24 protein-coding genes are annotated in these 25,313 nt (G+C 72.6%); 4 read left to right on the top strand and 20 right to left on the bottom strand.

The genetic code is table 11. The annotated features are described in order from the left end of the window. Positions 1 to 25 precede the first annotated feature (25 nt). The 3 genes from hisS to DFJ68_RS06870 form a co-directional block, all read right to left on the bottom strand. Positions 26 to 1,405 carry a histidine--tRNA ligase gene (gene hisS, locus DFJ68_RS06880; RefSeq protein ID WP_121032110.1) on the bottom strand — a complete coding sequence of 460 codons (1,380 nt, stop codon included), beginning with the start codon at positions 1,403 to 1,405 and terminating at the stop codon, positions 26 to 28. Beyond that, positions 1,402 to 2,103 (bottom strand): MBL fold metallo-hydrolase, encoded by a 702-nt coding sequence (locus DFJ68_RS06875; protein ID WP_121032109.1) that lies wholly within the window; start codon positions 2,101 to 2,103, stop codon positions 1,402 to 1,404. Before DFJ68_RS06875 ends, hisS begins: the two co-directional genes overlap by 4 nt. 471 nt (positions 2,104 to 2,574) lie before the next feature. Further along, positions 2,575 to 2,892: a histone-like nucleoid-structuring protein Lsr2 gene (locus tag DFJ68_RS06870; RefSeq protein WP_121032108.1), complete on the bottom strand. Its 318-nt coding sequence runs from the start codon at positions 2,890 to 2,892 to the stop codon at positions 2,575 to 2,577. A gap of 210 nt (positions 2,893 to 3,102) precedes the next feature. Between DFJ68_RS06870 and DFJ68_RS06865 the strand changes: the two genes are divergently transcribed. The 3 genes from DFJ68_RS06865 (at position 3,103) to DFJ68_RS06850 (ending at position 6,738) form a co-directional block, all read left to right on the top strand. Further along, positions 3,103 to 3,957 (top strand): peptidylprolyl isomerase, encoded by an 855-nt coding sequence (locus DFJ68_RS06865; RefSeq protein WP_121032107.1) that lies wholly within the window; start codon positions 3,103 to 3,105, stop codon positions 3,955 to 3,957. After that, positions 3,954 to 5,804 carry a DUF349 domain-containing protein gene (locus DFJ68_RS06855; RefSeq protein WP_245963516.1) on the top strand — a complete coding sequence of 617 codons (1,851 nt, stop codon included), beginning with the start codon at positions 3,954 to 3,956 and terminating at the stop codon, positions 5,802 to 5,804. The genes DFJ68_RS06865 and DFJ68_RS06855 overlap by 4 nt, the downstream gene beginning before the upstream one ends. Before the next feature lie 121 nt (positions 5,805 to 5,925). Next, positions 5,926 to 6,738, top strand: a complete 813-nt coding sequence (locus tag DFJ68_RS06850; RefSeq protein ID WP_211333285.1) for a peptidylprolyl isomerase — start codon at positions 5,926 to 5,928, stop codon at positions 6,736 to 6,738. Positions 6,739 to 6,791: 53 nt separating this feature from the next. Here the strand turns inward: DFJ68_RS06850 and DFJ68_RS06845 are convergent, their stop codons facing one another. From DFJ68_RS06845 to pdxT, 10 genes are all read right to left on the bottom strand, one after another. Continuing rightward, positions 6,792 to 9,074, bottom strand: coding sequence for a RelA/SpoT family protein (locus tag DFJ68_RS06845; RefSeq protein WP_121032106.1), 2,283 nt, complete (start codon positions 9,072 to 9,074; stop codon positions 6,792 to 6,794). A 26-nt stretch (positions 9,075 to 9,100) separates the two neighbouring features. Further along, entirely contained in the window at positions 9,101 to 9,625 is a 525-nt protein-coding gene (locus DFJ68_RS06840) for an adenine phosphoribosyltransferase (RefSeq protein ID WP_121035167.1), read from the bottom strand. A 104-nt stretch (positions 9,626 to 9,729) separates the two neighbouring features. After that, the gene (gene secF / locus DFJ68_RS06835; protein WP_121032105.1) at positions 9,730 to 10,923 is read right to left on the bottom strand and encodes a protein translocase subunit SecF; all 1,194 of its coding nucleotides are present in this window, start codon (positions 10,921 to 10,923) and stop codon (positions 9,730 to 9,732) included. Continuing rightward, positions 10,920 to 12,917: a protein translocase subunit SecD gene (secD, locus tag DFJ68_RS06830; protein WP_121032103.1), complete on the bottom strand. Its 1,998-nt coding sequence runs from the start codon at positions 12,915 to 12,917 to the stop codon at positions 10,920 to 10,922. Before secD ends, secF begins: the two co-directional genes overlap by 4 nt. A gap of 9 nt (positions 12,918 to 12,926) precedes the next feature. Further along, entirely contained in the window at positions 12,927 to 13,286 is a 360-nt protein-coding gene (yajC, locus tag DFJ68_RS06825; protein WP_121032101.1) for a preprotein translocase subunit YajC, read from the bottom strand. A gap of 255 nt (positions 13,287 to 13,541) precedes the next feature. Next, complete coding sequence (gene ruvB, locus DFJ68_RS06820) at positions 13,542 to 14,660, bottom strand: Holliday junction branch migration DNA helicase RuvB (protein ID WP_121032099.1); 1,119 nt, start codon at positions 14,658 to 14,660, stop codon at positions 13,542 to 13,544. Further along, a complete protein-coding gene (gene ruvA, locus DFJ68_RS06815; RefSeq protein WP_121032097.1) occupies positions 14,657 to 15,259 on the bottom strand; it encodes a Holliday junction branch migration protein RuvA in 603 nt (200 codons plus the stop codon). Before ruvA ends, ruvB begins: the two co-directional genes overlap by 4 nt. 7 nt (positions 15,260 to 15,266) lie before the next feature. After that, on the bottom strand, positions 15,267 to 15,878 hold the full coding sequence (gene ruvC / locus DFJ68_RS06810) for a crossover junction endodeoxyribonuclease RuvC (protein ID WP_121035166.1): 612 nt from the start codon (positions 15,876 to 15,878) through the stop codon (positions 15,267 to 15,269). A 165-nt stretch (positions 15,879 to 16,043) separates the two neighbouring features. Beyond that, positions 16,044 to 16,805 (bottom strand): YebC/PmpR family DNA-binding transcriptional regulator, encoded by a 762-nt coding sequence (locus DFJ68_RS06805; RefSeq protein ID WP_121032095.1) that lies wholly within the window; start codon positions 16,803 to 16,805, stop codon positions 16,044 to 16,046. Positions 16,806 to 16,865: 60 nt separating this feature from the next. After that, on the bottom strand, positions 16,866 to 17,537 hold the full coding sequence (gene pdxT / locus DFJ68_RS06800) for a pyridoxal 5'-phosphate synthase glutaminase subunit PdxT (protein WP_121032094.1): 672 nt from the start codon (positions 17,535 to 17,537) through the stop codon (positions 16,866 to 16,868). Between pdxT and kynU the strand changes: the two genes are divergently transcribed. Further along, a complete protein-coding gene (gene kynU / locus DFJ68_RS06795; protein WP_121032092.1) occupies positions 17,536 to 18,819 on the top strand; it encodes a kynureninase in 1,284 nt (427 codons plus the stop codon). The genes pdxT and kynU overlap by 2 nt on opposite strands. A gap of 58 nt (positions 18,820 to 18,877) precedes the next feature. Here kynU and DFJ68_RS06790 read toward each other — a convergent pair whose 3' ends face one another. The 7 genes from DFJ68_RS06790 to DFJ68_RS06760 all read right to left on the bottom strand — a co-directional run bounded on the left by DFJ68_RS06790 (position 18,878) and on the right by DFJ68_RS06760 (position 25,192). Beyond that, a complete protein-coding gene (locus DFJ68_RS06790; RefSeq protein WP_147431524.1) occupies positions 18,878 to 19,867 on the bottom strand; it encodes a hypothetical protein in 990 nt (329 codons plus the stop codon). 241 nt (positions 19,868 to 20,108) lie between these two features. After that, on the bottom strand, positions 20,109 to 21,023 hold the full coding sequence (gene pdxS, locus DFJ68_RS06785; RefSeq protein WP_121032088.1) for a pyridoxal 5'-phosphate synthase lyase subunit PdxS: 915 nt from the start codon (positions 21,021 to 21,023) through the stop codon (positions 20,109 to 20,111). Positions 21,024 to 21,192: 169 nt separating this feature from the next. Beyond that, positions 21,193 to 21,744, bottom strand: a complete 552-nt coding sequence (locus DFJ68_RS06780; RefSeq protein WP_121032086.1) for a hypothetical protein — start codon at positions 21,742 to 21,744, stop codon at positions 21,193 to 21,195. Between the two features lie 10 nt (positions 21,745 to 21,754). Beyond that, positions 21,755 to 22,927 carry a glycosyltransferase family 4 protein gene (locus tag DFJ68_RS06775; RefSeq protein ID WP_121032084.1) on the bottom strand — a complete coding sequence of 391 codons (1,173 nt, stop codon included), beginning with the start codon at positions 22,925 to 22,927 and terminating at the stop codon, positions 21,755 to 21,757. After that, on the bottom strand, positions 22,924 to 23,922 hold the full coding sequence (locus tag DFJ68_RS06770; RefSeq protein ID WP_121032082.1) for a phosphatidylinositol mannoside acyltransferase: 999 nt from the start codon (positions 23,920 to 23,922) through the stop codon (positions 22,924 to 22,926). The genes DFJ68_RS06775 and DFJ68_RS06770 overlap by 4 nt, the downstream gene beginning before the upstream one ends. After that, positions 23,919 to 24,542 (bottom strand): phosphatidylinositol phosphate synthase, encoded by a 624-nt coding sequence (gene pgsA / locus DFJ68_RS06765; RefSeq protein WP_121032080.1) that lies wholly within the window; start codon positions 24,540 to 24,542, stop codon positions 23,919 to 23,921. Before pgsA ends, DFJ68_RS06770 begins: the two co-directional genes overlap by 4 nt. A gap of 77 nt (positions 24,543 to 24,619) precedes the next feature. Continuing rightward, positions 24,620 to 25,192, bottom strand: coding sequence for an HIT family protein (locus tag DFJ68_RS06760; protein ID WP_121032078.1), 573 nt, complete (start codon positions 25,190 to 25,192; stop codon positions 24,620 to 24,622). Positions 25,193 to 25,313: the final 121 nt, after the last annotated feature.

Here is a 25,313-nt window from a genome sequence, read left to right as displayed (position 1 = left end):
CCGCGGCCCTGCCGCCACCCGGCGGTCAGTCGACGCGCGTGACCGTCGGCCGCAGGTCGTCGGTGGGCGGCAGCCACGTCGACGGGTCGGCCGCAACCTGCTCGCCCGAGCGGATGTCCTTGACCTCGTGCCCCTTCGGGGCCGCGGCGGCGTCGTCACCCGGCCCACCGGCATCCGTCGCGGGGAACCACACGAACGGGATGCCGCGTCGCTCGGCGTAGCGGATCTGCTTGCCGAAGCGGGCCGCCGAGGGGGCGACCTCGCACGGGACGCCGCGACGACGCAGGGAGGTGGCGACGGCGACGGCCGACTCGCGGGCGCCCTCGTCGGCGAGCGCGACGAGCACGGCGGCAGGGGTCGAGCGCGACGCGGTGACGAGGCCGCGGCCGACGAGCAGGCCGAGGATGCGGGTCACGCCGATGGAGATGCCGACGCCCGGGTAGGTGGTGCGGCCGTCGGAGGCGAGCGCGTCGTAGCGGCCGCCGGAGCAGAACGAGCCCCACGACTCGTGGCCGACGAACTGCGTCTCGTAGACGGTGCCGGTGTAGTAGTCGAGGCCCCGCGCGATGCGCAGGTCGGCGACGAGCCGTCCCGGCGCGTGCGCCATGCCGGTGCGGATGACGTTGGAGAGCGACTCGAGCCCCTCGTCGAGCAGGGGGTGCTCGACGCCGAGGGCCCGCACCTGCTCGACGAAGCCGAGATCGGTCGAGCGGATGCGGGCGAGGGCGAGGCACTGGTCGGCCTGCTCGGGCGTCGTGCCGGCCTCGACGAGCAGCGCCTTGACCTTGTCGGGGCCGATCTTGTCGAGCTTGTCGACGATGCGCAGGGTGCCGATGACGTCGGTGATGCCGATGCCCTGGTAGAAGCCGTTGGGGATCTTGCGGTCGTTGACCTGGATGACGAACTCGCCCACGGGGAAGCGGCTGAAGACGTCGGCGATGACGAGCGGCATCTCGGCCTCGAAGTGCGGCGAGAGCCGCCCCACGTCGACGACGTCGATGTCGGCCTGGGTGAACTCGCGGTATCGACCCTCCTGCGGGCGCTCGCCGCGCCACGCCTTCTGGATCTGGTACCGGCGGAAGGGGAAGGCGAGCTTGCCGGCGTTCTCGAGGACGTAGCGCGCGAAGGGGACCGTCATGTCGAAGTGCAGGCCCCAGCGGGCGTCCTCGTCGCCGCCCGCGAGGCGGCTGACGGCGTAGATCTCCTTGTCGGCGTCCTCCCCCTGGGCGCTCAGCCGCTCGATCGGCTCGATCGAGCGGGTCTCGACCGAGCTGAACCCGTGCAGCTCGAACGTCTCGCGGATGACGTCGAGGAAGCGCTGCTCGACGATGCGCTCGGCGGGGAGGTACTCGGGGAAGCCGCTGATCGGCATGACCTTGGCGGCCTTGGGCTGCGGGGTGCTCACGCGGGCAAGTCTTTCAGGTACGGGTTGGTCCGCCGTTCGTGGGCCATCGTCGTGGCGGGGCCGTGGCCCGGCAGCACGAGCGTCGTGTCGGGCAGCGGGAGGACGACGTCGCGCAGGCTGCGCTGCATGGCCTCGTGGCTGCCGCCGGGCAGGTCGGTGCGACCGATGCTGCCGGCGAAGACCACGTCGCCGCTGACCATCGTGCGGTCGACGTCGACCTGGCCGGACACCCCGTCGGGGATTCCGCCGAGGCCGAACATCACCGAGCCCTCGGTGTGCCCCGGCGCGTGCAGGACGTCGACGTCGAGCCCGGCGAGGCTCAGGCGCGTGCCGTCGGTGATCTCGACAACGTCGGTCGGGTCGGTCCACGTCGCGCGGGCGCCGAACTGCTGCTCGAACATCGCGACGAGACCCGGGTTCGTCTGGGCCAGCAGGTCGGTCAGCCGGTAGCGGTCGTCGGCGTGGATGTAGGCGGCCGTGTCGGAGCCGCACACCGGCGTCACCGAGTAGACGTGGTCGAGGTGGCCGTGGGTGAGCAGCACGGCGGCCGGACGGAGTCGGTGCTGCTCGAGGACGTCGCGCAGGGTGTCCTCGATGCCCACGCCCGGGTCGACGACGAGGCACTCCTCGCCCGGCCCGGTGGCGACGACGTAGCAGTTGGTGTCGAAGGCGCGGGCGGGGAAGGCGACGGTCAGCACTCGCCGGAGCCTACGCCGGGCCCGGGTCGAGGGACTCCTCGCGCCCGACCGCGACTTTCCAAGTCGACACGGCGTCACCGGCATCCGGTCGAGGTGAACCGTCGCGCCCGAGCGCTACTTTTCACCTCGACCGCGGTTGGAGGTGATCCGCGACCACCCACGGTCGCCGGATACCTCCACCCAGCGCGCCGGCATCCGGTCGAGGTGAGACGACGCGCTCGGCCGCGAGCTTTTACCTCGACCCGGCGTCACCGGCATCCGGTCGAGGTAATACGACGCGCCCCACCGCGAGCTTCTACCTCGACCCGCCGGTGGAGGTGTTCGGCGACCACCAGAGGTCACCGGATACCTCCACCGCGAGGCGGCTCCTCGCATTGGAGGTGATCGCCGACCACCAGAGGTCACCGGATACCTCCACCCGGCGCCACGGCATCCGGTCGAGGTGAACCGTCGCGCCCGACCGGGCTGGGCTCAGCGGGCGTCGAACTCGCGGACGACGGATGCCGGGATACGGCCTCGCGCGGGCACCGTGATGCCCTGCCCTGCCGCCCACGCGCGGATCTCGGCGGCGCGCGAGTCACCGGACGACCGCAGCTCGGTGCGGCTGCGCTCGGGACGTCCGTCGGCGTGCGCGCGGGCCGTCCACGGGCGGATGGCCGCTCGCAGCGCGGCCGCGTTGCGCTCGTTGAGGTCGATCTCGAAGCTCTCGCCGTCGAGGGAGAAGCGGACGGTCTCCACGGCATCCGTACCGTCGAGGTCGTCGACGAGGATGGTGACGGTGCGCTGCATGCGGCGATCCTGCCAGAGGGGCGCCGACGCGCCGCGCGGGCGTGCCGATACGGTGCTCCCACGTGGTGCAGGCCGCACGATCCGTCGCGCCCGAGTGGTGGGACGGGAGATGTCACGCACTCGTGACCATCTCGCGGCTCGCCCCTCCCCCGGATTGCCTAAACTGACCGGACGCCCGGGGGTCGATGACGCACGTTCGAGGAGAGGTTCGTGACCAAAGAGCAGGAGCGCGCGCGAGCGCGTCGCCGCCACGAAGAAGCCGAGAAGAAGCAGAAGGCTCCGGTCAGCGAGTCCACTCGTGACAAGCAGGTGTTCGGCGTCATCCTCGCCATCCTGCTCATCGTCGCCGCGGTCATCGTCGTGCCGAAGGTGCTGCCGAGCAACGACACGGCCGAGCCGGCCGCGGGCGCGCAGACGAGCATCGCGACGCCGGAAGCGGGTTCGACCCCGTCGGCCGGTCTCGCCTCGGGCCAGAAGCTCGCCGCCGGGTGCACCACCCCGCCGGCCGCGCAGACCTCGCCGAAGCAGTTCTCCAAGGTGCCCGACAAGGCCACCGCCGCCGGCAAGACCTTCACCGCCACCGTGAAGACGACCTGCGGTGACATCGTCTTCGAGCTGGACGGCGCCAAGGCCCCGCAGACGGTCGCCTCGTTCATCAGCCTCGCCAAGGAGGGCTACTGGGCGCCCAGCCCGTGCCACCGCGTCACGAGCGAGGGCATCTTCGTGCTCCAGTGCGGCGACCCGACCGGCACCGGCCAGGGCGGACCCGGCTACACCTTCGGCATCGAGAACGCCCCGAAGGACGGCAGCTACCCGGCGGGATCCCTCGCCATGGCCCGCACGCAGGACCCCAACAGCAACGGCGGCCAGTTCTTCATCACCTACAAGGACAGCAAGCTGCCCACCGAGGGCGGCGGCTACAGCATTTTCGGCAAGGTCACCAAGGGCCTGGACATCGTCACGAAGATCGCCGCGAACAAGGCCGTCGGAGCGTCGCCCAGCGACGGCACGCCGGTCTCGCCGATCAGCATCCTCAGCGTCAGCGTCACGGAGAAGAAGGCATGACCGAGCATCCCCGCACGCCCACCGACGTCAGCGACGTCACCGACCCCGCCGCCCTCGAGACCGCCGACGCGCTGGCGTCCGTCGAGAGCGTCGAGGCCCCCGCCCCCGACCCGGAGCCCGAGTCGCAGCCGGAATCGCAGCCTGAGTCACAGGCTCCCGAGCCCGAGCCGCATGCTGACGCCGAGGCCACGCCCGCAGAGACGACGCCGGATGCCGTGCAGCCCGCTCCCGAGGTCGACGACACGCCCCAGCCGGCCCCCGAGCTGGACGAGGCGGTCTCGGAGCAGCCCGCGCCCGAGGTCGAGCCGGTGACCGAGGTCCCCGCCCCGGCCGGCGACGACTCCGCGGAGGTCGCGTCGGACACCGCCGCGGACGCCACCGCGACGGCGACCGACGCCGAGCCCGAGGCCGACACCGAGCGCGAGGCCGACACCGAGCCCGAGGCCGACACCGAGCCGGAGGCGTCGTCCACGTCGGTCGCGCCGAAGCCGAGCGCTCTCCCCCGCCCGCCGGTGCCGACCCCGGCCGCGCTGGCCAAGGCGGCGCCGCACCCGCCCGCCGCGGTGGCCCCGCCCGTCATCACGACCGACCACTCGGCCTCGGCCGCGTTCGGACGGGTCGACGAGAACGGCGTCGTCTTCGTGCGCACGACCGAGGGCGAGAAGGAGGTCGGCTCCTACCCCGGCGCGAGCCACGAGCAGGCGCTGACCTACTTCGCCCGCAAGTACGACGAGCTGTTCGCCTCCGCGGTCCTGCTCGAGCAGCGCGTGGCCCAGCCCGAGGTCGCCTCGAAGGACGTCGCCGACGGCCTCAAGACGCTCAAGGCGCAGGTCGCCGAGGCCACCGTCGTGGGCGACCTCGACGCCCTCGCCGTCAAGCTCGACGAGATCCAGTCGGGCATCGCGGCCAAGCGCACCGTCGAGCAGCAGCACCGGGCCGAGGCCCGCGCCGCGGCGAAGGTGGAGCGTGAGCGTATCGTCGCCGAGGCGGAGTCGATCGCCGGTCAGCCCGAGGCCCGCATCCAGTGGAAGACGAGCGGCGCCCGCATGCGCGAGCTGCTCGACGAGTGGAAGGCGCACCAGCGCTCCGCCACCCGCCTCGACCGCGAGAGCGAGACGGCCCTGTGGCAGCGCTTCAGCGCCGCCCGCAACGGGTTCGACAAGGCCCGCCGGTCGCACTTCGCCGGGCTCGACGCCGTCCACTCCGACGCCAAGCAGGAGAAGGAGCGGCTCGTCACCGAGGCCGAGAAGCTCGCCACGAGCACCGACTGGGCCTCCACCGCCGGCGCCTTCAAGCGGCTCATGGACGACTGGCGTCGTGCCGGTCGCGCCAGCCGCACCGACGACGACCGCCTCTGGGCCCGCTTCAAGGCGGCGCAGGACTCGTTCTTCGCCGCCAAGGACGCCGTCGTCGCCGCCGAGGAGGAGTCGTTCCGCGGCAACCTCGAGGTCAAGGAGGCGCTCCTCGTCGAGGCCCAGGGCATCCTGCCCGTCACCGACCTCGAGAAGGCCAAGGCGGCCCTGCGCGGCATCCAGGACCGGTGGGAGGCCGCCGGCAAGGTGCCCCGCGCCGACATGGACCGCGTCGAGAAGGGTCTGCGCCGCATCGAGCAGGCCGTCCGCGACGCCGACGAGCGCCGCTGGAGCTCGAGCAACCCCGAGGTGGCCGCCCGCGCCCGGGGCATGGTCGACCAGCTCGAGCGCGCCGTCGCCGACCTGCAGGCCGACCTCGACAAGGCCCAGGGCTCCGGCAACGCGTCGAAGATCCGCAAGGCCACCGAGGCCCTCGAGGCCCGTCAGGCCTGGCTCGACCAGGCCCGCGCCGGAGTCGCCGAGTTCGGCGGCTGACCGACACCCGTCACCGACGCGTCGCACCTTCGACGGCCCCGCCACCCGCTCCGGGTGGCGGGGCCGTCGGCACGCTGCGAGACTGCTGGGCGCCCACCGCACCGACGCGGAAGGAACCACCGTGCACCTGCCCCGCCGAGCCCTCCTCCCCCTCGCCGCCGGCGCCCTCGCGCTCGGTCTCGCCCCCACCCCTGCGGCCATGGCCGTCGCCGCGCCGACCCCGACACCCACCTCGGCCGTCCCCGGCGTCCCCGGCGTCCCCAGCGTCACCGTCGTGTCGTCCGACCCCGGCGTCCTCGCCGACGCGACGGACGGGCCCTGCGCCTACACCCCGACGCCCGACGACCCGGCAGTGCGGCCCGTCTCGCTCCCCCGCGACCCCACGCCGACGCCGACGCCGCACCGCGGCACCGTGCTCGTCACCTTCGTCACCAACCGGGGCAGCATCCCGATGGAGCTCGACCGCGCCGTCGCCCCCTGCACGGTGCAGAGCTTCCTGCACCTGCTGCGCTCGAAGTTCTACGACGACACGATCTGCCACCGCCTGACGACCTACCCGACGCTCTCGGTGCTCCAGTGCGGTGACCCGAGCGGCACGGGCGCGGGCGGCCCGGGCTACCGGTACGAGGACGAGCTGCCGACGTTCCTGCCGCCGTCGCCGACCGATCCCACCGGTGAGCGCGTCGTCTACCCCCGCGGCACCCTCGCCATGGCCAACGCCGGGCCCGACACCAACGGCAGCCAGTTCTTCCTCGTCTGGGCCGACTCGGTGCTGCGGCCGAACTACACCGTCTTCGGGCGCATCCTGCCCATCGGCCTCCGCACCCTCGACCGCATCGCCGCCGGCGGCGTGCGACCGCAGGACCCGGGCGCACCGCTCGACGGCCGCCCGGCCAAGCGCACGCACATCGAGGTGGGGGTCCGCATCACCTGAGCGGGCGCGCGCGTCACCGGCATCCGGCCCGTCACGCATGCCGGTGCGCCGGGTCAGGCGGTCGACTTGCCGCCGTTGACGCGGTAGACGTCGAAGACCCCGTCGATCTTGCGCACGGCCTTGATGACGTGGTCGAGGTGGGCCGGGTCGCCCATCTCGAAGGTGAAGCGCGAGATGGCCATCCGGTCGCGCGAGGTCTGCACGTACGCCGACAGGATGTTGACGTGCTGGTCGCTGAGCACCCGGGTGACGTCGCTGAGCAGCCGGTTGCGGTCGAGGGCCTCGACCTGCAGCTGCACGAGGAAGACGCTCGCCGAGCTCGGCGCCCACTCGACCTCGATGAGGCGCTCGGGGTTGGCCGTCAGCTGGTCGGCGTTCGTGCAGTCGACCCGGTGCACCGACACGCCGTTGCCGCGGGTGACGAAGCCGAGGATGGGGTCGCCCGGCACCGGCGTGCAGCACTTGGCCAGCTTGACCCACACGTCGCTCATGCCCACGACGACGACGCCGGGGTCTCCCCCGCGGCGGCGGGCGGCGCGGTTGGGGACCGTCGCCTCGGCGAGGTCCTCGGTCGCGCCCTCCACCCCTCCGAGGGCGGCGACGATCTTGCCGACGACGTGCTGGGCCGAGACGTGGCTCTCGCCGACGGCGGCGTAGAGGGCGTCGATGTCCTGGTAGCGCAGGTCGTTCGCGACGGCGGTCATCGAGTCGTGGCTCATGATGCGCTGCAGCGGCAGGTTCTGCTTGCGCAGCGCCTTGACGATGCTGTCCTTGCCGGCCTCGATGGCCTCCTCGCGGCGCTCCTTGCTGAACCACGCCTTGATCTTGTTGCGCGCCCGCGGGCTCTTGACGTACTGCAGCCAGTCGCGTGACGGGCCGGCGCCGTCGGCCTTGCTCGTCAGCACCTCGACGACGTCGCCGTTCTCGAGGGTCGACTCGAGCGGGACGAGGCGGCCGTTGACCCGCGCGCCGATGCAGTGGTGGCCGACCTCGGTGTGCACGGCGTAGGCGAAGTCGACGGGGGTGCCACCGACGGGCAGGCCGATGACGGCCCCCTTGGGCGTGAAGACGTAGAGCTCGCTGCTGCCCATCTCGAAGCGCAGCGAGTCGAGGAACTCACCCGGGTCCTCGGTCTCGCGCTGCCAGTCGAGCAGCTGGCGCAGCCACGCCATGTCGTTCTGCGGCACGGCCTCCCCGGGGCGGGCGGGGCCCCCGCTGACGGCCTGGTCCTTGTACTTCCAGTGGGCGGCGACGCCGTACTCGGCGCGGCGGTGCATCGTGTGGGTGCGGATCTGGATCTCGACCGGCTTGCCCTGCGGGCCGATGACCGTCGTGTGCAGCGACTGGTACATGTTGAACTTCGGCATCGCGATGTAGTCCTTGAAGCGCCCGGCCACCGGGTTCCACCGCGAGTGCAGCGCCCCGAGCGCCGCGTAGCAGTCACGCACCGTGTCGACGAGCACCCGCACCGCGACGAGGTCGTAGATCTCCTCGAAGTCACGGCCGCGCACGATCATCTTCTGGTACACGGAGTAGTAGTGCTTCGGTCGCCCGGTGACGCTCGCCTTGATGCGGGCGGCGTCGAGGTCCTGCGTCACCTGGTTGCGCACCCCGGTGAGGTACTCCTCGCGGGCGGGGGCGCGCTCGGCGACGAGGCGCACGATCTCGTCGTACACCTTGGGGTACAGCGTCGCGAACGAGAGGTCCTCGAGCTCCCACTTGATCGTGTTCATGCCGAGGCGGTGCGCGAGCGGCGCGTAGATCTCGAGGGTCTCGTTCGCCTTGCGGGCGGCCGACTCGGCGCTGACGTAGCGCCACGTACGGGCGTTGTGCAGCCGGTCGGCGAGCTTGATGACGAGCACGCGGATGTCGCGGGCCACGGCGATGACCATCTTGCGAACGGTCTCGGCCTGCGCGGCCTCGCCGTAGGTCACCTTGTCGAGCTTGGTGACGCCGTCGACGAGCATGGCAATCTCGTCGCCGAAGTCGCGCCGCAGCTCGTCGAGGCTGTAGGCGGTGTCCTCGACCGTGTCGTGCAGCAGGGCGGCCGCGAGCGTCGGTGGGGTCATCCCGAGCTCGGCGAGGATCGTCGTCACCGCGAGCGGGTGCGTGATGTACGCGTCGCCGCTCTTGCGCATCTGGCCGTCGTGCGCCCGCTCGGCGACCGCGTAGGCCCGCTCGATGATGCTCAGGTCGGCCTTCGGGTGGGCCTGTCGGACAGCCGTCATGAGGGGCTCGAGCACCGGGTTGCCCGTCGGCCGCGTCGCCCCGAAGCGGGCGAAGCGGGCCCTCACGCGCGACGGCGTGGAGAGCCCGGCCTGGACATCCTCACTCATGCAGAGAGTCTAGGCCCGGCCGCGCGTCAGACCGTCAGCAGGGCGTTGACGGTGCGGTCGCCGAGCCGCCGGCGCCCCTCGAGGAAGGCCAGCTCGAGCACGACCTCGACGGCCACGACGCTGGCGCCGGCCCGTTCGATCAGCGAGCACGCCGCTTCCGCGGTGCCGCCCGTCGCGAGGACGTCGTCGAGCACGAGCACCCGCTGCCCGGGCGGGAAGGCGTCGGTGTGCACCTCGATCTCGGCCGTGCCGTACTCGAGGGCGTACGACTGCCGGTAGGTCTTTCCCGGCAGCTTGCCCGCCTTGCGCACCGGCACCATGCCGAGCCCGAGCTCGTAGGCCACCGCGGCGGCGAGGATGAACCCCCGCGCCTCGATACCGACGACGACGTCGACCCGTCCGGCGTACCGGGCGGCGGTGTCGCGCACCAGCGCCCCGAGTGCCGCACCGTCGGCGAGCAGCGGCGTGAAGTCTCTGAAGACGACGCCCGGCTGGGGGAAGTCGGGGATGTCACGCAGCTTGCTGGCGACGAGCTGCTGGATGCCGGTCAGCCCGGTCCCGTCGCCCGTGGCGGTGCCGTGGGAGGCATCATCCGCGGCACCGGCGGCACCGGCGGCACCGGCGGCACCGGCAGCAGCGTCGGGCTCGTGGTCGCTCACCGCTTCGACTTCGGCGGGCGCTTCGGCTGGTTGCGCGGCCCGGCCTGCACGTAGCGGTGCAGCGGCCGGCCGGCGGGCTCGGGCGCACCGTCGGCCCGCTCGTCGTAGCTGCCGGCGGCACCGGTCACGTCGGCGCCGGCTGATCCGACGGGCGCCGACTGACCGGCATCCTCACCGGCGCGTGCACCGGCACCGGCACCGACACGCACGGGGCGGCGGTCGGCGTGCTTGGCGACGTAGCGGTCGAGCTCGACGACCGCGGGCTCGTTGCGACGCAGGTCGACGAGCAGCGGCGTCGCGATGAAGATCGAGCTGTACGCGCCCACCGCGATGCCGATGAAGAGGGCGAGCGACAGGTCGAGCAGGGTGCCCGGGCCGAGCAGCGTGAAGCCGACGACGAGCACGGCGGCGATCGGCAGCAGCGCGACGACGGTCGTGTTGATCGAGCGCACGAGGGTCTGGTTGACGGCGAGGTTGGCCGCCTGTCGGTAGGTCATGCGCCGCGTCTGGAACGCCTCGGCCGTGTTCTCGCGCACCTTGTCGAACACGACGACCGTGTCGTAGAGCGAGTAGCCGAGGATGGTGAGGAAGCCGATCATCGACGACGGTGTGATCTCGAACCCGAAGAGGGCGTAGATGCCGACGGTGATGACGAGGTCGTGCAGCAGCGCCACGAGACCCGACACGGCCATCTTCCACGTGCGGAAGTAGAGGGCCATGACGATGGTGACGAGCACGAGGAAGACGAGCAGCCCCTGGATGGCCTGGCGGCTGACCGACTCGCCCCAGCTGGGGCCGATGAGCGTCGAGCTCACCTGGTTCTCCGGCACCCCGAACTCCTGGCCCAGGGCCTCCTGGGCGGCGGCGGTGCGGTCCTGGGCGGCCTCGGTCTGCACGCGGACGGTGTTCTGACCGATGATCGTCGTCTCGACGTTGCCGCCGATGCCGGCCTGGCCGATCGCGTCGCGGGCCTTCTCCTCGTAGCTCTCGGTCGAGGCCGCACCGGAGACGCGGAACTCGGAGCCACCGCTGAACTCGATGCCGAAGTTGAGGCCGCGGGCGAAGATGCCGACGAGGGCGAGCACGATGAGCACCGACGACAGCAGGTACCAGGTCTTCTGGCGCTTCACGAAGTCGATCGAGCGCTTGCCCGTGTAGAGGTCGTTGCCGATCTGGGCGAAGTTGATCATGCCTCGGCCCTCCCGGGCGTCAGGGAGCCGGTGGAGCCCGTGCTGGTGCTGCCGCCGCTCGGGGCGGGTCCGCCGGGCCGCGGCCCGGTGCCGAACTGGCCACGGCCGCGGTAGCGGGGGCCGACCTTGGCGCCGAGGCGCTCAGGGTCGAGACCCGACCACCTGTGGCCCTGCCCGAAGAAGTTCGTGCGGGCGAGCAGCTGGACCATCGGGTGGGTGAAGAGCACGACGATGGCGAGGTCGATGAGCGTCGTCAGACCGAGCGTGAAGGCGAAGCCGCGGACGTTGCTCGACGCGAGGAAGTAGAGCACCCCGGCGGCGATGAAGTTCACCGCGTCGGCGGCGATGATCGTGCGCCGGGCCCGCTTCCAGCCGGTCTCGACGGCGGCGACGAGCGGGCGCCCGTCACGCACCTCGTCGCGGATGCGCTCGAAGTAGACGATGAAGCTGTCGGCCGTGACGCCGATGGCGACGATGAGGCCGGTGACGCCGGCCATGGTCAGGCGGAAGCCGCTCGTCGTGCCGAGCACCGTCACCGCGAGATAGCTGATGATCGACGCGACGACGAGCGAGAGCACCGTCACGAAGCCGAGGGCCCGGTACTGCAGCAACGAGTAGACGACGACGAGCAGCAGGCCGACGAGGCCGGCGAGCAGGCCGATCTGCAGCTGCTCGGCCCCGAGCTGCGGCGTGATGTTGTCCTGCGTCTGCAGGGCGAACGAGATCGGCAGGGCGCCGAACTTCAGCTGCTCGGCGAGCGCCTTGGCGGAGTCGACGGTGAACGAGCCGGTGATGCTGGCGCGCCCGTCGTTGATGACGGCCTGCGCGCGAGGCGCCGTTATGACGCTCTTGTCGAGCACGACGGCGAACTGGTCGAGCGGCGTCTGGCCCTGCAGGGCGAAGAGGCGCTTGGTGACCTCGGCGAACTTCGTGGCGCCCGCGGAGTTGAAGGTCAGGCCCACCTCGACGATGGAGGTCTGCTGGCCGTTGGGGCCGGCCTGGAAGCCACTCGTCGCGTCGGCGATGTCGCTGCCGGGGATCTCGACGGGGCCGAGGATGTACTTCGTCGCCCCGTCGTCACCACAGGTGGCGAGCGGCTGCTCGGGGTCGTCGACGATCTTCTCGAGCACCCCCGGCGTGCCGCAGTCGAGGGCGACGTACTGGGCGGCGACCTTCTTGGCGGCCTCGGTGGCCTTCGCCTGCTGCCAGCCGAGCGCGGTGAGCGACTGCGTCACCTGGCCCTCGACGGCCTGGGCCTGCTGGGCGGGCGTCTGCGTCGCCGGGGCCGCCGGCGTCGTGGCGGTGCCGGACGGGGTGCTCGCCGACGGGGCGGGCGTGGCCGGTGACGACGAGGCAGCGCCGGATGCCGGCGTGCTGGCCGGGGTGGTCGGCGTCGAGTCGGCGGCGCGCAGCGCCTGCGGGACGACGCCGTTGGCGGCGGTCGAGCTGGCCGACGGCGCAGGGGTGCTCGTCGCCGCGCCCGAGGAGGAGGGGGCCGACGAGGTCGGCGCCGGGGTGCTCGTGGCGCCGCTGCTCGGCGTGCTGGTGGCGCCGCCGCTGGTGGGGGTGCCGGACGGGTTCGCCGTCTCGGGCAGGGCGCTGAAGTCCTGGGCGAAGACGGCGCGGAAGCTCAGCTGCGACGGCTTGCTGATCGCCTGCAACTGCTCCTCGGTCGGTGAGCCCGGGATGGACACGACGATGTTGCGCCCACCCTGGGTCGAGATCTCCGCCTCGGAGACGCCGTTGGCGTCGATGCGCTGACGGATGATGTCGACGGCCTGGTCGATCTGGCCCGAGCTGACCTGCTGGTTGCCGGCGAGCTGGGGCTCGAGCACCATCTCGGTGCCGCCCTCGAGGTCGAGGCCGAGCTTGGGGGTCAGCTGTCCGCCGCCCCAGACGGCGAGCCCGCCCGCGAGCAGGGCGAGGCCGATGACGAGGGCGATGAGGGCGCTGAGGCTGCGCCACGCCGACCGCTTGATGCTGCTACTCGCCACGGGGGCGCCTCACTGACCGCGGGGGCTGTCGTCGCGCCCCTCGTCGATGGCGGACGGCGTCGTGGTCCCGGTCGCGGCGGCCGGACCGGTGGCGGCGGGCGACTCCGCCTGCTTCATGGCGATCGCGCGGCGGTCGACGCGGATGGTCATGCCCTCACCGATCTCGAGCCACGCGCTGGTGTCGTCGAGGTGCCGGATGGTGCCGAAGATGCCCGACGACATGACGATCTCGTCACCCACGGACAGCGACTGGCTGAAGTTGCGCATCTGCTTCTGGCGCTTGCTCGACGTCCAGAAGAGCCAACCGATCAGCAGCAGCGGCAGCAGCAGGATGATCAACGAGAAGGACCCGTTGCCGTTGTTTCCCATCAGGCATTCCTTTGTGGTTCGTTCCGGGCAGCAGGTGACACCCGCAGATCGTGTGCAGGCCCTGTGGCAGGGCCGTGCCGTGGTCGTGGATGTCGCGTCAACGACCGGGGGCACCACGGAGTGCCGCGGCAGCGGCGTAGGTGCCCGAGGGAGTCTACGGTCGGTTCAGCCAAATGTCAGACCGGGTGGCGGTGCTCGGCGAGCCGCGGGCGTGCTGCTGCGTGGTGCCCCGCGGTGCCCCATCGTGCTGCGGGGTCAGCCGCCGAGGCGACCGGGCCCGCCCTCGTCGAGCGGCAGGGTCGCCGACCACATCCCCTGGGCGTCGGGTGGGACCGGCAGCCCGAGGTGCTCCCACGCGAGGGCGGATGCCGCCCTGCCGCGCGGCGTTCGCACCATGAACCCCTCGCGCACGAGGAAGGGCTCGGCCACGGTCTCGACGGTGTCGGGCTCCTCCCCCACGGCGACGGCGAGGGTGGACAGGCCGACGGGGCCTCCGTTGAAGCGCCGGCACAGGGCGTCGAGCACGGCGCGGTCGAGGCGGTCGAGGCCTCGCTCGTCGACGTCGAACAGGGCGAGGGCGGCGCGAGCCGCGGCCTGGCTGACGTGGTCGTCGCCGTGCACCTGAGCCCAGTCGCGCACGCGGCGCAGCAGGCGGTTGGCGATGCGGGGGGTACCGCGCGAGCGCAGTGCGATCTCGGTGATGCCGTCCTCGTCGGCCCGCAGCCCGAGCAGGCCGGCCGACCGGCGCAGGATCGTCACGAGGTCGCTCGCGGCGTAGAAGTCGAGGTGGCCGGTGAAGCCGAAGCGGTCGCGCAGCGGGGCCGGGAGCAGGCCGGCCCGCGTCGTCGCCCCGACGACGGTGAAGGGCGGCAGCTCGAGCGGGATGGCGGTGGCGCCCGGGCCCTTGCCGATGATGACGTCGACGCGGAAGTCCTCCATGGCGAGGTAGAGCATCTCCTCGGCCGAGCGCGACATGCGGTGGATCTCGTCGAGGAAGAGCACCTCCCCCTCGGCCAGCGAGCTGAGCACCGACGCGAGGTCGCCGGCGTGCTGGATGGCCGGGCCCGACGTGATGCGGATCGGCTGCTCGAGCTCGGAGGCGACGATCATGGCCAGCGTCGTCTTGCCGAGCCCCGGCGGGCCGGAGAGCAGCACGTGGTCGGGCGGCGTGCCCCGGCGCTTGGCCGCCTCGAGCACGAGCCCGAGCTGGTCGCGGACGCGGGTCTGGCCCGGGAAGTCGTCGAGCCGCTTGGGGCGCAGCGCCGCCTCGACGACCCGCTCGTCGTCGCGGTCGAGGCGGCCGTCGAGGCGGGGGTCGACGATGCGGGCGGTGAGGTCGAAGCCGTCGCTCGCGGGCAGGTCGGGGTCGGTCACCGGCCGAGCTCCTGCAGGGCGGCGCGCAGCAGCGCGGAGACGCTCGCGCCCTCCCCGGCGCCCGGGGCGACCTTGTCGAGCGCGGCCTCGGCCTGGCGGGCGGTCCAGCCCAGCCCGACGAGGGCCTCGAGCACCTGGTCGCGCCACTCGTCGGCCTGCGGGCGAGGGGCCGGGACCGCGGCGTCGACGGACCCCGGCAGGGCCCCGAGCTTGTCGCGCAGCTCGAGCACGAGGCGCTCGGCCCCCTTCTTGCCGATGCCGGGGACCTTCGTCAGCGCGGCGAGGTCGCCGCTACCGAGGGCGAGGCGCACGGCATCCGGGCTGTGCACCGCGAGCATGGCGAGGGCGAGGCGCGGGCCGACGCCCGAGACGGTCTGCACCGTCTCGAAGACGGTCTTCTCGTCGTCGGTGGCGAAGCCGTAGAGGGTGAGGGAGTCCTCGCGCACGACGAGGGTCGTCGCGAGGCGGGCCGGCTGGCCCAGCCGCACCGAGACCGCCGTCGCGGGGGTCGTGTGCACGAGCATGCCGACGCCGCCGACCTCGACGACGACGGAGTCGAGGCCGACCTTGCTGACGGTGCCGGACAGGGACGCGATCATGACGCGCTCATCGGGTGGGAGCCTTCGGGAGGGTCGGACGGGTCGGGTCGTGGGCCGTGACGGCCGTGCTGCTGCGCGGCACGCGCTTCGGGATGCGGCTCGGTCGCGCGGGTGCGGCCGCGGCCGCCTCGGCGAGCCGGTTCTGGGTGCCGCCCCGCCAGACGTGGCAGATGGCGAGGGCGAGGGCGTCGGCCGCGTCGGCGGGCTTCGGCGGCGTCGTGAGGCCGAGCAGCCGCGTCACCATCGTCGTGACCTGCGCCTTGTCGGCCCGGCCGCTGCCGCTCACCGCCGCCTTGACCTCGGTCGGGGTGTGCAGCGTGACTGGCAGGCCGCGGCGCTCGGCGTGCACCATGACGAGGCCGGTCACCTGGGCGGTGCCCATCACGGTCGAGACGTTGGTGTCGGCGAAGACCCGCTCGATGGCGACCGCCTCGGGGCGGTGCCGCTCGAACCAGTGGTGCAGCTCGTCGTCGACGGCGACGAGACGGCGCGGCGTGGGGTCGGCCGGCAGCGTGCGGATGACGCCGACCTCGACGAGCGTGAGGCGCCGCCCGGGCAGGCCGTCGACGACACCGACACCGCAGCGGGTCAGCCCGGGGTCGACGGCGAGGACGCGCACCACTCACCTCCTGACGTCGTCGACCACGCGGGTGCCCGGCAGACGGCCGACCGAACACGTGTTCGGCTCAACCGTAACGACGCGGGTGCGCGGGCCGCGGAGGCGCGCCGGGCGGGCCCACCGGCATCCGGCCCCCGTCGTGTCGCGGGTAGGAGGCCGCGAGGCTCACTCCTCGTCGTCGTCGAGCTCGGCGAGCACCTCGTCGGGGATGTCACCGTTGGCGTAGACGTTCTGCACGTCGTCGCTGTCCTCGAGCGCGTCGATGACGCGGATCATCTTCTTCGCGCCGTCGAGGTCGAGGGGCACCTGGAGGGTGGGGACGAACGAGGCCTCGGCCGACTCGTAGTCGATGCCGGCGTCCTGGATGGCCTTGCGGATGGCGACGAAGTCGGTCGCCTCGGAGACGATCTCCCACGTCTCGCCGTTGTCGTTGACCTCCTCGGCCCCCGCCTCGAGCACGACCTCGAGGATGTCGTCCTCGCCGCCGGCCTCCTTGGGCACCGTCACGACGCCCTTGCGGTGGAAGACGTAGGCGACCGAGCCCGGGTCGGCCAGCTGCCCGCCGTTGCGGGTCAGGGCGGTGCGCACCTCGGCGGCCGCGCGGTTGCGGTTGTCGGTGAGGCACTCGATGAGCAGCGCGACGCCGTTCGGGGCGTAGCCCTCGTACATGATCGTCTGCCAGTCGGCCCCGCCGGCCTCGGCGCCCGAGCCGCGCTTGAGGGCGCGGTCGATGTTGTCGTTGGGGACCGACGTCTTCTTCGCCTTCTGGATGGCGTCGTACAGCGTCGGGTTGCCCGCGGGGTCGCCGCCACCCTGGCGGGCCGCGACCTCGATGTTCTTGATGAGCTTCGCGAAGAGCTTGCCGCGCTTGGCGTCCTTGGCCGCCTTCTGGTGCTTCGTGGTGGCCCATTTGGAGTGCCCGCTCATACGGATCCCTTCGCGGTCGTGGTCTGCACGTCTGTCAGCCCGTCTGGCAGCACGTGGTCGTCAGGCTGTCGTGGTCCGGCTCGTCGCCCGTGCCGTCATGGCGACGAACTCGGCGTGGATGCGACGGTCGCCACCCACCTCGGGGTGGAACGCGGTCGCCATCAGGTTGCCCTGCCGGACCGCGACGATCCTACCGGCGGCCGGGCCGGAGCCCACACGGGCGAGCACCTCGACGCCCGCGCCGGCCTCCTCGACCCACGGGGCGCGGATGAAGACGGCGCGGACGGGGCCCTCGAGGCCGGCGAACTCGAGCTCGTGCTCGAACGAGTCGACCTGCCGGCCGAAGGCGTTGCGGCGCACCGTGACGTCGAGGCCGCCGATCGTCTGCTGGTCGGGTCGGGCGTCGACGAGGCGGTCGGCGAGCAGGATCATCCCGGCGCAGGACCCGTAGGCCGGCATCCCCTCGGCGATGCGACGGCGCAGGGGCTCCATGAGGCCGAAGGCGCGCAGCAGCTTGTCGATGACGGTCGACTCGCCGCCCGGCACCACGACGGCGTCGACGGCCTCGACCTCCTCGGGTCGGCGGACCGGGACGGCCTGCGCGCCGAGGGAGGCGAGCGCCTGCAGGTGCTCGCGCGAGTCTCCTTGGACGGCGAGCACGCCGATGCGCGGGGTGGGGCGGGTCGTCACGGGCAGAGCATAGGCACGGGCCGCGCGATACGTTGCGGACATGACTGCCGCGCCCACCTCCCTCGCCGCCCTCGCCGCCCTCGACGACCTGCTCGCGGACGCCGAGCGCCTCGATGCCGCCTCGCCGCTCGCCCACGTGCGCGACCGCTTCGAGCTGCCCGAGGGACTGGTCTACCTCGACGGCAACTCGCTCGGGGCGCTGCCCAAGGCGGTGCCGGATGCCGTGGCCGACGTCGTGCGCCGACAGTGGGGCTCCCAGCTCATCGCCTCGTGGAACGACGAGGACTGGTGGGGCGCGCAGGTGCGGGTCGGCGACCAGGTGGGGCTGCTCGTGGGGGCGGCCGCCGGGCAGACCGTCGTCACCGACTCGACGTCGGTCAACCTCTTCAAGACGGTGGTCGGGGCGGCGCGGCTGCGACCGGGCCGGCGGGTCGTGCTCATCGACCCCGACTCGTTCCCCACCGACCTCTACGTCACCGACGCGGCGGCGCGGCTGGCGGACCTCGACGTGCGACGGGTGCACCCCCGCGACGCGGTGGCGGCCATCGCGGAGGTCGGCGACGACCTCGCGCTGGCGTCGTACTCGCAGGTCGACTACCGCACGGGCGAGCAGTGGGACCTCGTCTCCATCACCGAGGCCGCCCACGCGGTCGGCGCCCTCGCCTGCTGGGACCTGTGCCACTCGGCCGGCGCGATGGAGGTCGGGCTGGACGAGGGCGGCGCCGACCTCGCCGTCGGCTGCGGCTACAAGTACCTCAACGGCGGACCGGGGGCGCCGGCGTTCCTCTACGTCGCCGAGCGGCACCTCGCCGACTTCGACCAGCCGCTGTCGGGCTGGCACGGGCACGCCCGACCGTTCGAGATGGGCGGCACGTTCGAGCCGGCCCCCGGCATCACCCGCGGGCGGGTCGGCACTCCCCCGCTCGTCTCGCTGCTCGCCCTCGAGGCGGCGCTCACCGCCTTCGAGGGGCTGACGCCGGCGGCGGTGCGCGAGCAGTCGCTGTCGGTGACGGCGCTGTTCATCAGCGCCCTGGACGCGGCGGGGGTGCTCGGTGACGACCTGACCCTCGCCACGCCGCGCGAGCCGGAGCGGCGTGGGTCGCAGGTGTCGCTGCGCCACCCGCAGGCCTTCGCCGTCGTGCAGGCGCTCATCGCGCGCGGGGTCGTGGGCGACTTCCGCGAGAGCGACATCGTGCGGCTCGGGTTCGCCCCGCTCTACGTCACCCACGTCGACGCCGTCACGGCGGCCCGCCACCTCGTCGAGGTGCTCGACGGGCGCGAGTTCGAGCGCGACGAGTTCACCCGGCGCGGCGCCGTCACGTAGCCCGGGACGGGGCCGACCGGCATCCGACACGTGACGGTTCAGTCAGGCACACCCGCGGTCACCAGCCGGTCGTCAGCAGGACGGCCTTCGTGATGGGCCCGGGGTTGCGGATCGTCTCGCCCGACCCGATCTGCGGCGTCATGAGGGAGTTGACGTCGCCGGCCCGGTAGGTGGCCTCGTCGAGGTGCGAGTAGCTGCTCCCCGGCTGCCACGTCGACGGTGCGTAGAGCCGCGCGGTCGCTCCCCCGTTGGCGTTGCGCACCTTCGGGGAGTCGAAGTAGACGTTGTTGCCGCGCAGCACCCCGGCGAGCTGCGTCGAGCTGTCGGGAAGGCCGAGCAGCTTCGTCCCCGTGTTCGTCTCGGTGTAGCGCGAGTAGGCCAGCGGGTAGCCCGAGAGCCGCACCGTGCCCCGGTTGCTGCTGACGTTCGCCGCACCGATGAAGCCGACGCCGTGGCCCAGCTCGTGCAGCACGACGCTGGTGAAGTCGTACTTGCCCGCGGGCGCGGGTCCGGTGCCGTAGTGCCAGTTGCCGAAGTTGCTGCTGAAGCGGGCGACGATGTCGGGCGACGGGTCGAGCTGCGAGCCGCGGCGCTTGTTCGCGACGGCGTCGACGTACCAGGTCCCGGCCTGCGGGGCGCCGGCGAAGTCGCGCCACACCGACGACGGGCCGGCCGAGCCGAGCACGCCCGGGCCAAGCGGCTCGAAGCTCGCCGCCACGGTGACCGGCACGCTGCTGTTCAGCTGCCCCGCCCAGATGTTCACCGCCCGCTGGAAGGCCGCCTTGGCCGCGGGCGTGAAGCCGCTGTACGTGACCGTGAAGGTCGCTGTCGCGGGACGGTCGGCGCGCCGGGCCTCGGCCGGCACGACGGAGGGCACGCTGAGCGGGGTGCCGACGCGCACCTCCGTCATCGTGCCGGGACGCGAGACCCCGGATGCCGTGGGGCCGGGAGCCGGGGCCGCACCGGCCGCGCCCCCTCCCCCGACGACGAGCGTCGACACCGCGAGGGCGCCGACGAGAAGGCTGACGGACGAACGAGCAGGACGCATGGATGGCCTCTCCCCTGTGCTTCCGCCCCCGGGGCGACCGGAGGCGGGCCGAGCCACCGAGGCCCGTCAGGGTGAGGCTAGCGAGCCCCCCTCTCCGACGGAAAGGGCTGAGGCGCAATCAGATCGACCACTCTGGTCGCTCCGTCCCCGCCCGACCCAACGGCCCCACCAGCCGCCGAAGCGCGCCCCCGCCGCGCCTTCAGCAGCCGCCGGCCGGGTCACGCCGGCCGGCGGCCGGGGGTCACCAGCCGCGCTCGGCGAACTGGATCGAGCGGGCGGGCTCGTCGACGTTGATGCCGACCATGGCCTCGCCGAGGCCGCGCGAGACCTTGGCGATCATCTCGGGGTCGTCGTGGAAGGTCGTCGCCTTGACGATGGCCTCCGCGCGCTGCTCGGGGTTGCCCGACTTGAAGATGCCGGAGCCGACGAAGACGCCCTCGGCCCCGAGCTGCATCATCATCGCCGCGTCGGCGGGGGTGGCGATGCCGCCGGCGGTGAAGAGCACGACGGGCAGCTTGCCGGTCTCGGCGACCTCCTTGACGAGGTCGTAGGGGGCCTGCAGCTCCTTGGCGGCGACGTACAGCTCGTCGGGCTCCATCGAGCGCAGCCGGTTGATCTCCTTGCGCAGCGAACGCATGTGCGTCGTCGCGTTCGACACGTCACCGGTGCCGGCCTCGCCCTTGGAGCGGATCATGGCCGCACCCTCGGTGATGCGGCGCAGGGCCTCACCGAGGTTGGTCGCGCCGCACACGAAGGGGACGGTGAACTGCCACTTGTCGATGTGGTTGGCGTAGTCCGCGGGCGTCAGCACCTCGGACTCGTCGACGTAGTCGACGCCGAGGCTCTGCAGCACCTGCGCCTCGACGAAGTGGCCGATGCGGGCCTTGGCCATGACGGGGATCGAGACGGCCGCGATGATGCCGTCGATCATGTCGGGGTCGCTCATCCGCGACACGCCGCCCTGGGCCCGGATGTCGGCCGGCACGCGCTCGAGGGCCATGACGGCGACGGCGCCGGCGTCCTCGGCGATCTTCGCCTGCTCGACGGTGACGACGTCCATGATGACGCCGCCCTTGAGCATCTCGGCCATGCCACGCTTGACGCGGGTCGTGCCGGTGGCGGCCGCGGTGCTGGGGTCGGAGTGGGTGGTGCTCACGCTGTCCTGCTTTCTCGCGAGTGGGTCTCGAGGTCAGCGTAGGCCCGGCACGAGGTGACCCGGTCATCACCCGTCCGCCGCCCGACCGTCACCCCACCAGGGCACCACCAGGCCACCACCAGGCCACACCAGGGCCCGGATGCCGGTCGGCCGCCTTCCCGCGCAGGGGTCACACGCCCAGCGTGGCCGGCATCTGGTCGTCGAACTCGATGGTGTGCGGCATGGGCGTGTGACCCGCGAGCCGGAACACGCGGATCGTCCACTTGCGGCGCACCCGGCGCACGTCGGTGACCGCGTCGTTGTGGAACCGGCGGGCCAGCTGCACCCGGGTGCAGGCCGAGGCGAGCTTGGCCAGCTGCTCCTGCCCGAGCGGCCCGGAGTCGCGCACGTGGGTGACGACGGGCTCGGTGAGGGCGAGCTCGAGGGCCTCGCTCAGCTCGGTCTCGGCGGTCTCGCGGGCCTCGCCGTGCTCGGCCGGCGACTCGAGCGACTCCGACGCCGCGCCGGCGAGGATGAGGGCGGTCGCGCCGTCGAGCAGCCCGCTGTTGGCGAGCTCGAGGGCGGCCTCGGCCCGGCGCACGAGCCGGGCGTCGAGGGCGGCGAGCGTGCCGCTGAGGCGCACGTGCAGCCGGTCGAGGCGAGCCGCCGTGTACGTGAGGTACCAGGCGATGACGACGAGGACGAAGAGCGTGGCGAAGAGCCACGTGAGGAACTCGCTCACGGTCGGCCGATCACCGGTCGCCGCCGCGCAGCAGGCGTGTCCAGCCGGTGCGCGCCCCCTGGCGGGCGGCCATCCGGCCCTCGATGACGGTCTCGTACACGGCCATGATGCGGTCGGCGACGACCGACCAGTCGAACTGGCGGGCGCGGGCCTGCCCGGCGGTCGCGAGGCGGCGGCGTCTGTCGGGCTCGGCCAGCAGGGTGAGCAGGCTCGCGGCGAGGTCCTCGGGGTCCTCGTTGCGGAAGAGCGCACCGGCGGTGCCACCGTCGAGCACCCGCCAGAACGCGGACAGGTCGCTGGCCAGCACGCAGGCCCCGGCCGACATCGCCTCGATGAGGATGATGCCGAAGCTCTCGCCGCCCGTGTTGGGGGCGACGTACACGTCGGCGGACGCGAGCAGCACCGCCTTGTCCTCGTCGCTCACGGCACCGAGGAACTCCATCGCCGCGACGACGCGGTCCGGCATCCCCTCGGTGACCTCGGCGGGGTCTCCGGGCCCGGCCACGAGCACCCGCAGCCCCGGCACGGCGTCGAGCACCGCGGGCAGCGCGGCGGCCAGCACGGGCAGGCCCTTGCGCGGCTCGCCCATGCGACCGAGGAAGGCGATGGTCGGCCGGGTCGGCGTGCCGGTCCACTGCGCCCGCCGCCGGGCGTGCTCGAAGCGGTCGACGTAGACGCCGTTCGGGATGACGACGGCGTCGCCCCCGACGTGGGTCGTCACGGTGCGGCGGGCGTCCTCGCTCACCGCGATGCGGCCCGAGATCTTCTCGAGGCTCGGCCGCACGATGGGGTAGGCCGTCTGCATGGTTCGCGAGCGCAGCATCGAGGTGTGGAAGGTGGCGACGATCGGGCCGTCGGCCGCCATGAGCGCGAGCACGCTGATGCTCGGGGTCACCGGCTCGTGCAGGTGCAGCACGTCGAACTCACCGTGGTCGAGCCAGCGGTTGACCTTCGCCGCGCTGACGGGCCCGAAGTTGAGGCGCGCGACCGAGCCGTTGTAGCGCACCGCGGTCGCGCGGCCGGCCGAGACGACGTACTCGGGCAGCGCGGTCTCGCTGTCGGCCGGGGCGAGCACCGACACCTCGTGGCCCTGGCCGATGAAGTGCTCGGCGAGGTCGCGCACGTGGAACTGCACCCCTCCGGGCACGTCGAACGAGTACGGGCAGACGATCCCCACCCTCACGACGCACCCCCGGTCCGCTCCGTGAAGCCCTCGCGGATGCCGTCCGCCTCCTGCCGCCGCACGGCGGCGTCGCGGTCGGGGTCGAGGTCGTCGACGAAGATGCGCTGCAGCATGTGCCAGCTCGAGGTGTGCTCGCGGATCGTCACCGACAGGTGGTCGGCGCACTGCTGGACGAGGTCCTGCGCCTTCTCGGCGGTGGTCCCCTCGACCCGCGGGTGCAGGCGCGGCGAGAACCGGACGACGGTGCGGTACCCGCCGAGGCCCTCGCCCTTCGGCGCCTTCTCGTAGTGGATCGCGGCGCAGTACAGCGGCGCGCCCGTCATGAGCGAGAGCACGGCCGGGCCCTTGGCCATGCGGGCGCGGTGCCCGAGCAGGTCGACCTCGACGCCGTGGCGGGTGAGGTCGCGGTCGCTCGCGAGGGCGATGACGCGCCCGCCGGCCCGGGCCGTGCGCAGCAGCGAGCCGAACGGGTCGCCACCGCCGGTCAACGGGATGATGTCCATGCGGATGCTCGTGCGGAAGGCGAGGAACTCCTGGAAGACCTCCTCCGGCTTGAGCCGCTCGGCGACCGTCGTCACGGGGGCGAGGTTGCCGGCCGCCCACGCCGCCGCGAGGTCGAAGTTGCCGAGGTGCCCGACGAAGGCGATGAGGGTCTCCCCCGCCTCGGTGAAGGTGCGCGGCTCCGCGTCGTCGACCACCCGTACCGCGTCGTCGATGCGCCCGGGGGGCAGCGACGGCAGGCGGAACGCCTCGCAGTAGTAGCGCATGTACGACCGCATGCCCGCGCGCACGAGCGCGTCGAGCTCACCGGCATCCAGCTCGGGGCGGGCCCGGCGGTAGTTGCTGCGCAGGCGTCGGATGCCGGCGCCGTCGCGGCGCACGGCCACGTCGGCGATGCGGTCGAACAGGCCGTACGCGATCGGTTCGGGCAGCCGTCTGAGGGTCGACCAGCCGAGGCGGAAACCGAGGACGCTCAGGGTGTTGGCGACGCTCACGACGAGACCTCGCCGGCCGCGAGCGCCTGGCGGCGCACGGTGAGCATGCGCTGCAGGACGGTGACGAAGCTGGCGAGGGCGAGCAGGGCGAGCACGACACCGAGCAGCAGCGTCGAGTTGAACACGTCGGCGAAGAACGCCGCGACGAGCACGGCGACGAGGCGGTCGGCGCGCTCGGCGATGCCGACGTCCGCCGTGTAGCCGAGGCCCTCGGCGCGGGCCTTGGCGTAGGAGACCACCGAGCCGAGGATGAGGCAGGCGAGGGCGAGGCCGGCCATCCACCGGTTCTGGCCCGAGCCCGCGTAGTAGAGCACGAGGCCGCCGAAGATGGCGGCGTCACCGACGCGGTCGAGGGTGGAGTCGAGGTAGGCGCCCCACTTGCTCGAGCGTCCCGACTGACGGGCCATGATGCCGTCGACGGTGTCGGAGAAGACGAAGGCCGTGATGACGAGCACCCCGACCCAGAGCAGACCCTGCGGGAAGAACACGAGCGCCCCGGCGCACACCCCGAGCGTGCCGATGACGGTGACGACGTCAGGGCTGATGCCGAGGCGGAGGAAGAGGTGGGCGACCGGGGACAGCAGCTTGGTCATGGTCGCGCGCAGGAGTCGATTGAGCATGGTGGGGTCAGCCTACTGACCGCCGGGGGTGCCTCCGGACGACACGGCGAGACCCGGGGCCTGTGAGCGGCCCGCTCTCAGGCGGACGGCCAGTGCGCGACGATCTGGGCGCGGGTGTCCTCGAGGAGCACCGGCAGGGCCTTGGTCTGGCCCACGATGGGCAGGAAGTTCGAGTCGCCCGCCCACCGCGGCACGACGTGCTGGTGCAGGTGGGCGGCCACCCCGGCCCCGGCGACGGCGCCCTGGTTCATGCCGAGGTTGAAGCCGTGGGGCTCCGAGGCTGACTGCACGGCGTGCACCGCGGCCTTGGTCAGGGCCGTGAACTCGACCGTCTCCTCGTCGGTGAGCTCGACGTAGAGCGAGACGTGGCGGTACGGGCAGATCAGCAGGTGACCGGGGTTGTACGGGAAGAGGTTCATGACGACGTAGCAGTGCTCGCCGCGGTGCACGACGAGGCCCTCCTCGTCGCTCTTGCCCGGCGCGGCGCAGAACGGGCAGCCGCGGCCGGCTTCGTCGGTCGGGCGGTCGCCCTGGATGTAGGCCATGCGGTGCGGGGTCCACAGCCGCTCGAAGCCGTCGTCGACGTGGGCGAACTCCTCGTGGGGCGAGACCACCGGCGTCGGGTCGGCGTCACTCCCCTGCTGGCTCATGGCAGCGATCCTAGGCCGCGCCGATCGCCGCAGCAGCAGGGGCACCCTTCGCCCGCCACGGCTGGCAAACGAGCAGCCCCGGGAACGGCGGGGGCGTCGTGAGGCCACCTGCCGGCATCCG

Source organism: Terracoccus luteus (assembly GCF_003635045.1).
In the GTDB taxonomy this organism is placed as follows: Bacteria; Actinomycetota; Actinomycetes; order Actinomycetales; family Dermatophilaceae; genus Terracoccus; species Terracoccus luteus.
This window is presented reverse-complemented; position numbering and strand designations above follow the sequence as displayed.